Source organism: Agromyces sp. Marseille-P2726 (assembly GCF_902809835.1).
GTDB lineage: Bacteria > Actinomycetota > Actinomycetes > Actinomycetales > Microbacteriaceae > Agromyces.
In genome coordinates this window covers 59,638-71,289 of sequence record NZ_CADDWM010000007.1, presented here as the reverse complement: position 1 = coordinate 71,289, position 11,652 = coordinate 59,638, and the positions used below count along the sequence as shown (strand labels likewise).

At 66.2% G+C, this 11,652-nt stretch carries 12 protein-coding genes; 9 read left to right on the top strand and 3 right to left on the bottom strand.

The genetic code is table 11. From position 1 onward, the window contains the following. Positions 1-34 precede the first annotated feature (34 nt). Complete coding sequence (locus HUS56_RS01995) at positions 35-433, top strand: hypothetical protein (protein WP_173921742.1); 399 nt, start codon at positions 35-37, stop codon at positions 431-433. A gap of 452 nt (positions 434-885) precedes the next feature. On the opposite strand, the gene HUS56_RS01990 is transcribed toward HUS56_RS01995, so the two are convergent. Further along, on the bottom strand, positions 886-1,101 hold the full coding sequence (locus HUS56_RS01990; protein WP_173921741.1) for a hypothetical protein: 216 nt from the start codon (positions 1,099-1,101) through the stop codon (positions 886-888). A gap of 52 nt (positions 1,102-1,153) precedes the next feature. Between HUS56_RS01990 and HUS56_RS01985 the strand changes: the two genes are divergently transcribed. Together HUS56_RS01985 and HUS56_RS01980 are read left to right on the top strand one after the other, a co-directional pair. Then, positions 1,154-3,160 (top strand): helicase-related protein, encoded by a 2,007-nt coding sequence (locus HUS56_RS01985; RefSeq protein ID WP_217423915.1) that lies wholly within the window; start codon positions 1,154-1,156, stop codon positions 3,158-3,160. Positions 3,161-3,315: 155 nt separating this feature from the next. Then, positions 3,316-4,497: a DNA cytosine methyltransferase gene (locus HUS56_RS01980; RefSeq protein ID WP_217423914.1), complete on the top strand. Its 1,182-nt coding sequence runs from the start codon at positions 3,316-3,318 to the stop codon at positions 4,495-4,497. On the opposite strand, the gene HUS56_RS01975 is transcribed toward HUS56_RS01980, so the two are convergent. After that, positions 4,455-5,255: a hypothetical protein gene (locus HUS56_RS01975; RefSeq protein WP_173921739.1), complete on the bottom strand. Its 801-nt coding sequence runs from the start codon at positions 5,253-5,255 to the stop codon at positions 4,455-4,457. The two genes, HUS56_RS01980 and HUS56_RS01975, sit on opposite strands and share 43 nt — an antisense overlap. Before the next feature lie 114 nt (positions 5,256-5,369). After that, positions 5,370-5,855, bottom strand: coding sequence for a very short patch repair endonuclease (locus tag HUS56_RS01970; protein WP_173921738.1), 486 nt, complete (start codon positions 5,853-5,855; stop codon positions 5,370-5,372). A gap of 160 nt (positions 5,856-6,015) precedes the next feature. On the opposite strand from HUS56_RS01970, the gene HUS56_RS01965 reads away from it, so the two are divergent. The 6 genes from HUS56_RS01965 (at position 6,016) to HUS56_RS01940 (ending at position 11,454) form a co-directional block, all read left to right on the top strand. Next, positions 6,016-7,800, top strand: a complete 1,785-nt coding sequence (locus HUS56_RS01965) for a type IV secretory system conjugative DNA transfer family protein (protein WP_371808286.1) — start codon at positions 6,016-6,018, stop codon at positions 7,798-7,800. A gap of 451 nt (positions 7,801-8,251) precedes the next feature. Next, entirely contained in the window at positions 8,252-8,701 is a 450-nt protein-coding gene (locus HUS56_RS01960) for a single-stranded DNA-binding protein (RefSeq protein ID WP_173921736.1), read from the top strand. 51 nt (positions 8,702-8,752) lie between these two features. Then, positions 8,753-9,352, top strand: coding sequence for a hypothetical protein (locus HUS56_RS01955; RefSeq protein WP_173921735.1), 600 nt, complete (start codon positions 8,753-8,755; stop codon positions 9,350-9,352). A gap of 75 nt (positions 9,353-9,427) precedes the next feature. Further along, positions 9,428-9,742: a hypothetical protein gene (locus HUS56_RS01950; RefSeq protein WP_173921734.1), complete on the top strand. Its 315-nt coding sequence runs from the start codon at positions 9,428-9,430 to the stop codon at positions 9,740-9,742. A gap of 137 nt (positions 9,743-9,879) precedes the next feature. Further along, the gene (locus HUS56_RS01945) at positions 9,880-10,965 is read left to right on the top strand and encodes a hypothetical protein (RefSeq protein WP_173921733.1); all 1,086 of its coding nucleotides are present in this window, start codon (positions 9,880-9,882) and stop codon (positions 10,963-10,965) included. Positions 10,966-11,154: 189 nt separating this feature from the next. Next, a complete protein-coding gene (locus tag HUS56_RS01940; protein WP_173921732.1) occupies positions 11,155-11,454 on the top strand; it encodes a hypothetical protein in 300 nt (99 codons plus the stop codon). The last annotated feature ends 198 nt before the right edge of the window (positions 11,455-11,652 follow it).

Sequence of the window (11,652 nt, the reverse complement as noted above, 5' to 3'; positions counted from 1 at the left end):
GTCAGGGTCGCGGCCGATAGCGAGGGAAGATTCAATGCCGCAAGAGATGCAAGTGACTGCAGTCCAGGGTGTGAAGTTCGGCATCCTCGGTGATGGGGCAGCTCAGTGGACGGTACACATCATCAATGGCTTCGGGCATCTGGGGCTCTCTGCGACAGGCGGAAGCGCTAACCAAACGTTCACGACGCTTGTCGGACCAACGTTGGCACAGGCACAATTCATCAGGGCGATCGCGACGGCCTCGCTGGCTTCGGTGGGCCAATCCGTCGATGCCGGAACTGCGAGGTGGAACATCACAGGCGTCGACGCCGACCACGACGACGAGACTGGACGAGTCCAGCTCTCAGTTGACGCCGAGGTTTCAAACGGCGCAAATGCGACTGCGACCCTCGAATCGATCGCCTTCCAGGTGACGATCATCCAAGCCGGCTGAAGATCCCCGCCGCAGAGCAATGCGTGGTGGCGTTAGGCGTTTCTCCCCGACCCAGGCGATCCAGCTTGGCCATAGACCTGACGGACCTCAGTCGCGCGCACTCCAGCCCATGGTGAATCTGCGCCACGAGACGACCGGATTCCTGCTTCTCCGGTTTCCTCGAACTCGTGGCGGTCCGCCCAGAGGTCGCGCAGCTGCTGTCGCAGGGCACGCTGGGTCTCCCAGTCGGGCTCAGGGACGACAGTCCAGTCCTGGTTTGTGCAGAAGGTCTCGGCGTCGAAGGAGGGATGTTTGGGTGGCCGCGAGTAGGCGTCCTTAGACTCGAGCAAGAGAAGGCAAAGGTTGCACTTGACCCATACTCGCGAATTGGACACGCTGAGACTGTACCGGTGAGCCACTGACGGCACCCCGAAGCCTCTTCATCAACACGCCGTGGGCCCCGCCGCCCGGCCTCAGGAGGCTTGGGCACCGCCGCCGAGCGCATCGAGACGTGATGAGAAGTCGCTCCGGTCGATCTTCGGGGGGACGTAGAAGCGCGATGTGATGCGCGAGCTGGAGTGCCCAAGTTGCTCGCTGGCGGCCTCGATGTCCTCTGCGGCCTCGAGGTAGGTCGCCACCGCCTTGCGGCAGGACACGGGCGTCATCCACTCGAGTTCGGTGCCGCGCACCGCGTGGGCCCATTGGGTTCGGATGTTCTCGGGCCAGCGGACGGCGCTCGAGATGAAGCTCGACTACCTCCGGAACACGCTTGGCCGCACTCGCGTCGTCACGCTCGCGACCGCGACGCCCGTCGCGAACGGACTGCAGGAGATGTACGTCATGCAGCGGTACCTTCGGCCCGACGTGCTCAAGGACGCCGGCATCGACTCGGCCGATGACTGGGCCCGCCAGTTCACCCAAGAAGTGCGGGCGCCAGAGGTCGGGCCCGCCGGTGACTTGCGCATGAAGACCCGCATCGGCAAGTTCCGGAACACGCCCGAGCTGCTGCGAATGTTCCACATCGCCGGCGACGTGAAGTCGGCCCGCGATCTCAACCTCCCCGTGCCACTGCTCACGCCGCTCCCCGACGGACGCAGGGCGCCGCGGGTCGTGCTCGTGCCGAAGAACGACGGGACGAAGCAGTTCCAGGAGCAGCTGAAGGCCCGAGCCGAAGCTATTCGAGCACGCATCGTAGATCCGCGGGACGACAACATGCTGTCCCTCTCGAACGACGCCCGCCTCGCAGCCCTAGACCTACGGCTCCTCGACTCGGCGTGGGAGTACGACGTCAACACGCCGTCGAAGGCAGACCTTGTCGTGCGCGAGGTCATGCGCGTGCACCGGGCTCACGCCGATACGGAATACCGCGATGTGTTCGGCCGGACCCATGCCACGCGGGGCGGCCTTCAGATCGTGTTCTGCGACCGAGGAACCCCGGGCGACAAGTTCAACATGTACGACGAGCTCAAGGCCGGCCTCATCGGGGCCGGGATGCCTCCTCGCGCGATCCGATACATCCACGACGCGAACACCGATCTCGAGAAGGCCGCGCTGTTCAAGGCCTGCCGCGACGGCGACGTGTCCGTGATCATCGGCTCGACCGAGAAGATGGGCACGGGCACCAACATCCAGACCCGGGTCACTGCTCTGCACCACATCGACTGCCCGTGGCGACCCGCTGACATCGTGCAGCGCGAGGGCCGCGGCATCCGACAAGGCAACCAGAACGCAGAGATCGAGATCCTGCGATACGTGCAGCAGGGCTCCTTCGACGCGTACATGTGGCAGACCGTCACGCGCAAGGCCGCGGCGTTCGAGCAGATCATGGCCGGCACATCCGAGGCGCGTGACTACGAGCTCGACCCATCCGAGGACGTGCAGAACATGGTCGAAGCGGCGACCGGCGGCATCGACGACCCTCGCGTGATGGAGCGCATCACGCTCGGGAACACGATCAAGCGACTGAAGAGCCTCGAGCGCGGTTTCCACCGCGAGAAGGCGGTCACTCAGGCCCGACTGCGGGATGTCATCAGCATCCGCGACGGGCTGAGCGGTCAACTCCCCCACCTCGACGCGATCCGAGCGGAGCGCCGCGACACCGCCGGCGACGGCTTCACCGGGTACTGCACGAACGGCACCGCCTCCCGTGCGTTCGCGACGAATGAGCGCACCCGCTTCGCCGCGCAGGTGCAGGCAGCGGTGGAGCAGTTCCACACCGCCTGGTACCAGCCGTCGACTATTCCGACGCCCACGCGCATTATTGCGACGGTCGGCGGCGTGAGCTTCACGGCGAAGAGCTATCGGCACGCCACGACGAACAAACCGATGGTGCGGTTTGACCTGACGCGGCTCGACCCGTACGGGTACGCGCGAAGCGACGCTGAGCTTGGCACAGAGATGTCGGTGACTTTCGAGCTCGACGAGCTGCGCGGAGCGCTGCCTTCAGCGATCGCGCAGCGGTTCGAGCACCGGGTCAACAACCTCGACGAGCACGATCGCGCCGTGCGCGCGAAGATCAGCTCGCTCGTCGACGAGGAGAAGCTGATCCGGCAGACGGTCGACCAGCCATGGCCGCGCATGGCCGAGCTCGCTGACACCGAGGCGAAGCTTGCTGCGCTCGTCGATGCGATGCAATCCGATGTTGCACCCGCGCCCACCGAGATGATCACGCCGCAGGCAATGGGGCCAATCCCAGCGGTGATCGGCCCGACCGCGTCCGTGAGAGCACACATCTGGTCACCCCCGTGAGGCGTGGTCCCGCCGCGAGGCGAGGAATTTCGAGGAAGAGCTCCGACCAACATGACCCGGTGAGAGCGCATTTTGCTCGCACGGAGAGAGGAGTCAGGCACCTCACCTCGGTGCGCCCAGCTGACAAAGCGGGTGGCACCGGCTACCGTGAGCACGTGAGCCTCTCGACCGACTACGTACCCAGCCGGATCAAGTCCACGGATCCTCTGCACGAGCCATGGCTGCTCACCGAGGCCGAGCGTGAGGTCTTCCGTCAGCGCTCTCGCGAATCTCGACTCCGTCGCCAAGCCGCCCTCGACGGGCGCGGCGAAGAGCCGATTCACGAGGTCAATATTCCCCAGTTCGACCCGATGGCATTGATGCCCGAGCGGGACCCGAATGGACTGCCGACGCTCTCCCTGTTCAGCGGCGGTGGTGGCCTAGATCTCGGCTTCGACCGGGCCGGCTTCTCGCATGTGGGCTCATGGGAGATCCTCTCCGACGCCGCAGATACATTGAAGACCGCGCACCCAGAGTGGAACGTTCACGGCGGTGAAGACGGTGATGTACGTGGGGTCGACTGGAACGTCTACAGGGAAAATGTCGCGATCGTCCACGGTGGCCCGCCGTGCCAGCCATTCAGTAATGCCGGCAAGCAGCGCGGCGCAGCGGATCCCCGGGACATGTGGCCGGAGTTCGTGCGCGCCGTCCTTGAGGCGCGCCCAGACGTGTTTGTAGCAGAGAACGTAGCCGCCCTGGCCTCAGCGACGTTCTCCGATTATGTCGAACAGACGATCCTCGCTCGCCTAGGCAGGCACTACCGCATCCACCGGGTGCTGCTCCAGGCTTACGAGTACGGGGTGCCGCAGGTACGCAAGCGTGTCGTCTTCTTCGGCTTCCGAACAAGGACGATTGAGCGTCGCTGGGTCGCACCGACCCCCCGCTTCCGGCGCACTGGCGCACCCGCCAACGGACTTCCAGAGACGATGGGCGTTCGCGCCGCGCTCGGGCTTCCCGACACCGGGTTTGACGACCTGTCGCCAACTATTCGAAGTGCCCTTTCCGGCCCGCGTCACACAACCTCAATTCTCAGCAGCGTGTCTGCGCAGAAGCGCTTCGAGGCGCTGCGTATCTGGCCGAACGGCGTGGCCGCGACTCGAGAGGCGGCGCAGGCCTTCGTCGCGAAGAACGGCCACTTCCGCCTCTCTGTGCCCGATGTCGCCCTATTGCAGGGGTTCCCAGAGTCCTGGCGGTTCTCCGGAGCCGTCTACATGCAACTCGGGCAGATCGGCAACTCGGTCGCGCCGCCAGTCGGCTACGCAGTCGCGTCGTCCGTCGCGGACGCCTTACTGAGGTAGGCGCGAACCAACTCGCGCAACTTGCTGGCGTGCTCTTCGGTGATCTTCTCGAAGTCCTCGAAGTACCCCGACTCGATGTGTGGGTTGTTCAGCGTGGCACCGCGAAGGATCACGTAGCGGGCCCGCTGCTGAAGGATCTCCGTCATCCGTCCCAGCGAGTATCCACCCGCGACATCCTGCTGCTCGCGGTACTGCGCCGCGCGCCATTGGTTCTTCATGATCCACTTAGCGTCGACGAGTGAGTATGTTTCCTTCTCGCCGAGGATCGCAGTGACCATGTCGGCGGTGACGAGGCCCGGAAGCGAGTTGGCGAGCAGAATGTCCGGGCGGACGTAACGCTCCTTCTCCGCGATCCAGGGCTCCATGTCGTCGGGCGATGCGTAGACGCACTGCTGAAGCTTCGTGCCCGACTTGTCGTAGAACGCGAAGATCCAGTGAAGGTCGTCCCGCCATTTCCGGATGTGGTCGGGCCCGAAGTCGCGCACAGTCGAGACGGATCCGCTCGTGGTCGACTTGAGCTCGAAGTTGATAACCCGGCCATCGATGTTCAGGTGCGCGTCGATGTCGCTGCGGCCGCGGTCCTCAGGCACGGTGAGATTGAAGAGCTGAATCATCTGGTTCTCACGAGCGTCATCCTGAACCGGCATGGGACCCATCGTGGCATGCCACCGCTGGGCCGGTGCACCGCCGCGGCCCGGCTTGTCTCCAAAGCCGACTGCCCAACCCTGGTGCCGAGCCCTCGGGTGGATCCGGTCCACATCGTAAGCACGGTCACAGAAAGAGCGAGATGGCCATCATTGATGGGATTGCCCGGGCTGTCATCAGCACATTGGGACGGGTCGGCGTCCCTCGCCTCGCGTCGGGGCATGAACTCATACCAGGCGGCGTCGCCCCTCGCTTGCCGCACCACTGGATGGCGGACCTGAACCTTCAGGATGAGCTTCTACGCCACGCACAGCCCGTTCGATCACATCAGCGACCTCGCTGGGCTTCTCATGCTCCCAGAAGCGCAAGACCGTCCAACCCCTTTCGCGAAGCAGGTTGTTGGTCTCAATGTCACGCGCGCGGTTCCGGGAGACCTTGTCGCCCCAGTAGTCAGAGTTCGCCACAGGGCGCGTGTAGTGAGCCGTGCAACCATGCCAGAAGCAGCCGTCGATGAACACGGCGACTCTCGGCCCGCCGAACACCATGTCGGCTGTGCGTCGGATGTCCCGCTCCGGCCGTGCATTCACTCGGTACCGCATGCCGCGCGAATGGGCGATCCTTCGCACCGCCCATTCGATGCTCGTGTCACGGCTTCGATTAGCCTGCATGACCTTTCGCGCTGCGGGACTCGACGCCCAGGAGCTGCTGCTCATGAGACGAGCGTAGGCGCGTCGGCGCCCGGACGCGCCTACGGATCTGGCTTTGGGATGTCCTCGCAAGCGTCACGATTCGCGGCCCCTTGCTTCGCCGATCGTCCTCTCGGTGAATGCGCACGAATCCGCATCACAACCGTGACCGAAGGGGGTTATAGAGATGCGTTCACCGGATTCATGGCGCGCAAACTTGGCGGTCGGTGGGGTCGGCGTCGCCGGAGTTCTTGTCGCCGTCCAAGCCGCGGTGCTCTGGATTCTGGCGGGGATCACGTCGACCGCGTACCCGCCGCTGACGTCGTGGGAGATGCTCGGGCTCTACGGGCAGCCTGATCCGACGTCCATCACGGCGCAGCCTGTGCTCGGGCTCGTCCACTGGGCGCTCGTTGCTCTCTTGGTCGCTGCGTTCGTCACGCCGCTGACATACTTGGCCAAGCGCCGACAGCGCTCCGCGAGGTCCGACGCAATCCGGAGGGGGACGGCCCGGCGGACGGACCTCAAGAAGTACGCCGGTGCTCCGCAACTCACCGCACGAGCGAGCACGCTTCGACCGTCCGTTGACGCGAAGATAGCCAACCCCGAGGACGTCGGCTACTGCATCGGAGTTTCGCAGCGGCTACCGATCTGGATGAGCGTCGAAGACTCGGCGATCCTCGTCGGCCCGTCGCGGTCGGGCAAGGGCTTCAACTTCATCGTGCCGATGCTTACGAAGGCGATGGGTGCCATCGTCACGACGTCGACGCGTGCCGACAACCTGCTCCTGACGATCGAGCACCGCAAGCGCACCGGCGGGCCCGTGTTCGTGTTCGACCCGGGTGGCGTCGCGGCGGGCGCTGGCAGCGAGCTGCGTTGGTCGCCGCTCGAGGGCGCCGAGGACCTCGACGTTGCGATGCGCCGACTCGCGTCGCTGATCCCCGGCGATGGCTTCGAAGGTGTGCAGAACGCCGGCTACTGGGAGGCGACCTCGAAAAAGATCATCCTTGCCTTGTTCCACGCGGCCGCGCTCGACGGCCGCACGATCGAGGACTTCTGGCGGTGGATGAGCGACCCGAACCTCGCGAAGACCGAAGCGCTCGACATCCTCAGTACCTCGCCCGATGCCGACCGGGCCACGGCACGGTCGCTCAACGCCGTACTTACCGGCAGCCCGGAACAGCGCGGCAACGATTGGGCCGCTGCGTATGCGGATGTCGCATACATGGCGTCGCCGAAGGTGCGGGCTTGCATGATCCCCGACCCGGAAGATGTTGCCTTCGACCCGTTCGAGTTCATCATGTCGCGCGGGACGCTCTACCTGATTGGCGACGCAGCGTCGGCCGCGGCGTTCGAACCGCTGATCGTGGCCCTCGTCGAGGAGATCTCCGCGGTCGCCCAGGGCATCGCCGGCGCGTCCCCGGCCGCGCGGCTGGACCCTCCCGTGCAGTTCATCCTCGACGAGGCCGCGAACTTCAAGATTCCGACGCTGCCGAAGCTCATCAGCTACAGCGGCGGCTCGGGTCTGACGGTCATCGTCGTGCTGCAGTCCATCTCACAGGCGGAAATGGCGTGGGGACGTGAAGGCGCTCGAGCGATGTGGGGCGCGGCGAGCCTCAAGATCGTCCTGCCGGGCGCATCCGACCCGTCCGACCTCAAGGACCTGGAGACGCTCGTGGGCGAGGTCGAACTCGAGCGTCGCTCCTACTCGACGTCCGAGGCCGGCGTCTCACACCAGTACGCGCGCGAGGAGAAGCGGGTGCTGCGGGCGAGCGAGATTCGAACGCTGCCATTCGGCACCGCGCTCGTGTTCTTCCGCCAGCTCAAGCCTGCCATCGCAAAGCTCTCGCCGTGGATCGAACTCCCGATCGCCGACCAGCTCAAGCGGGACCGCGAGCTCGTCGCCGCGCGGCTCAAGGCTGCGAGCCCGTATGCCGCGCGTCTCCACGAGTGGAACGAGCAGCACAACCGATGACCCGAATGCGGCGTCGCGACATCCGGGCGGGCGTTGCACTGACCCGAAGGCGGCGTTACGACGCGTACATCGACTCCGAAGCGTGGCGGCGCCGACGAGAGGAATGGGCTGCCGAGCATCTTCGCCGATCGCCCGGGCCGATCGTGTGCGCGGTCTGCGGGCACCCGTGGGACATCCGCCGGGACGACCTCCACCACATGGAGTACTCGCGACTCGGCGCGGAACACCATGACGACCTTGTGCCGCTCCATCGCCAAGCGCACGATGACGTCCACGATCTGCTCGACCGCCTCAGGCTCCGGCGAAGAATGCCTCTTCACCTTGCGAATGCACACGCCCTCGCCGTGCTTCGCCGGAGTGCACCGTGCCCCGAGGCGCGCGCTGCGCACCCCACCGCATCTGAGGGATAGAGGTTCAGAGCGACTGGACCCCGATCGAGAGTCGAGGAGTCATGGCAACCACCAAGGAGAACATCCCGCTCAAGGGGAGGCTGGTCAGCGACCCGGAGCGGTCCAAGCACGAGAGCGGGCCGAAGCTCCGCTTCCGCTTCGTCGAGGAGGACTACAAGCGCGAGAACGGCCAGCTCGTCCGCGATGAGAACGGATACCCCGTCGTGTCGCACCGTGCATTCCACGACGCCGTCGTCTGGTATGGGCCCCTCGCCGAGCGCATCGAGGGCACGCTGCGCTCCGGCGACGCGTTTGTCGCGACCGGCGACCTTCGGTTCTCGACTTACGAGGACAAGGATGGCAACTCGCGCTCGTCGCACGAGTTCGCGATCCAGACAATCGGCGCCGACCTCGCAAGCGGGCGGGTGGTGATCGAACGCGGCCCAAAAGCGCCAGCGCCCGCGCAGGCGCAGCACCACACGCCTGAGCAGGCCGCGAGCTTCGCACGCTGACCAACATCCCGTCACCGCCCCCATGCGAGATCTCGTGTGGGGGCCGGCACGATGAGCGAGAGGAAGATCGCCATGGCGGCGAACATCACCAACCGGGGATTGCTCACTGCGGCGGCATCCGCTGAGCGCGACGACCTGGCGCGCGACGCCCTCGGACCGGCGGAGGCGCGCGAAAGCGGCGTCCCCGTCCCTTCCCACCGTTCTGGCGTCGTGCCCACGCACGGCGACGGATACGCATTCATCGCGATCAACGAGCGCGTCGGCTGGCGCGCCGTCCCCGACTGGGCTGCCGAGGGATGGGATCTCGGGCGGTGGCCGACCACCGTCGTCATGTTCAGCGACGACTACGACAAGCCACGAGCGCTGCTGTACATCGAGGGCGACACCGAGGAATGGGAGTTCGACTCCGTCGAACAGCGCGAGCGTTACGTCGACACCGTCGCCGAGGATCTCTGGCGCACCGGGGAAGCAGACGGCCCCCGCGATATCGCCGCGTACCCGTCCGGGCGACTCCCGGCGGCCTATCGTGGGCCGGCTCCGGATCAGCAGGGCACTCCGCCTGCATCCGAAGTCCGCTACAGCGCGGGCGCAGCCACACCGATGCCGTCAGGGACGGCGTCCAGCTCAGCGATCATCCGTCCGCGCCGGTGACGTGCGCGAGGGCGGCCGCGAGATAGTCAGCACCAATCCACAGCAACTCGTCGTGTCGACTGAGCCGCCGCGACGGTGAATAGCGTCGAGCGCGAACACCCAAAGAGAGGAACCGCCGGAATGAGCACCCAAGACCAGATCGACACCGCCCTTCAGCGCACTGCGATCGCCGCGTTCATCTACTACCGCCAGATCCACGTCGATCAGCCGGACTATCGTCTCGACGAGGACGTCGACTGGTGCGTCGAACCGCTCGGTGACCTCGAAGGTGACGCACTCGCGTCGGTGAGGGAATCCGTGGGACGAGCGATCGTCGATCCGAGCGAGTACCGCGAAGAGCTCTTCGCGGCGTTGTCCGATCTGGCGGACCCGGACGCCACCGCAGAATGACTCGGCCCCTCCCGGAAGAGGAACGCATCGCCCGAGACCGGGCGCGTAAGCGTGCCTGGTGGGACGCCAATCCGGACTACCGCGCGGAACATCGCGAGAAGAATCTCGAGCGGCTTCGCGAGCAGAATCGCAACTACATGCGAGCCCAAGCCGCCGAGAAGAAGCGGCGAGAGCGCGAAGTCGAGCGCGTCCGCGAGTGGAGTAAGCAGAACCCCGACAAGCGCCAGGCCGCGCGGGAGCGATACAAGACTGCGAACCCAGAGAAGTTCCGCGAGTCGCAGCGGGCCTACTACCACCGCAACAAGGAGGCGATCAAGGCGCGCCGGGATGCTGCCCGCACGCCGGACAAGGTGCGGGCAGACGCGCGACGAGACAATGAGAAGCGAGATCGCACGAAGCCGGCGAAGCCGCCGTCGCCCGAGCAGCGCGCGCGGTACCAGGCTCAGCAACGCGACAAGAAGCGGGTCGAACGTGCCCTTGCCAGGGCCGGTCTCCCTCCCCGGAAGCTCCAGCGGGTCCTCGCCTTCGAGAGGCGCAGGAACGCGGCTGAGGACGAGGCGTTCATCGTTCGCCGGCGATCTGACGTCGAGCTGACGAGGATCAGGAGGCAGGACGAGCCGACCCCGCCCGAGTTGATCAGCCAGTGGAAGGACCGGACCGCGCAGCTTCGGGAGCGGCTACGGTTCCGGCGCGCGGTGGACGTGTATCACCTCGAGCACGCCGAGCGGCTGCACGAGGAGGTTCTCCTGGACTCGCGCGCACGAGAGTTGGTCGGCAAGCCGCCGTACGACATCCTCCTCGAGGTACGGCGACGCGCCGTTGCAGCGATCCGGGAAGGTGAGGCCCGCGAGCACGAAACGGGCCGGATCTTGGAAGCGCACCGCAGCGGCGCGGTGGTGACCGCCGGCAGTGTGCGCGAGCTCGTGAGGGCGAATGTCCGGGCCGGTTGGCGGATCGTGCCCGCACGTGCAGGCGTCGTGCCCCAGCAGGTGCTCCTCGTCAGTGACGAGTACGGTGACGCGCGACTGCTCACGATCGGCCGCGCTGGAGTCGAGGTCCGGGAGTTCGGCACCACCGCTGGGCGATCGGCGCACATTCGCGCGCTCTACGGCGGAGTTGGTAACGCGCCGAGCGTGCCTTCCCTGGGTCCGGCTCCGCGCTCGACGGGCGCGGAGCCGCCATCATTCGGCGCCGTGCACGCATCTACTGCCCCACGCCGGTAGGCACCGTGCCGACTCAGGCGCGTTCGGCGAGTTCGCCTCCGAGCAGCGAACCTCGGATCGACGCGTCGCGATGACCGCAGGACGTGTGGCTGGTTTGCCGCTTCGGATTCTCCGGACCTCGACAGCGAAGGGCAGTCGTAGACTCATCACATCGCGGGCCGGCGCGCTGCCGAGAAGGAGGCCCGGCCGATGCCCCTCGAACACCGCCCTCGCTGGCATCCGTTCCTTGCGGCGGACGAGCGCGAGCCAGGTGTGTGGACGCTTGTCGACTCGCTCGGCCGCGATTACGGGCGCGTCAGGATCGTGCGCATCGCCGACGAGGTCGGCTACGTCAGCGAGTTCGACGGCCAGCTCGTGGGCCGCTACCGGACGCTGCGCGCTGCGCTCGAGGCGGTTCATCTGGCGTTCGTAAGGTCACATGGGCCCGGCCCGTTCCAGGGGTACCCGAAGTTCGAACCGCACGCTTGGGATGCTCGCGAGGGGACGTAGGGTCAGATCATGGATGCGTGCCCGCAGGACGGTGGACGGCTCACTGCAGTCACACGGATGCCGCGTGCCCGGCGGAGAGGTTCGGACCTGCCGATGACGCCGATGCTGTTGCCTGGTTCTGCGAGCAGGGCCACGTCCTCGAGCGCCTCAGTGAGACCCCGGTGACGTCAGCCACCTACGGTGCAGCCGATGGCTCGT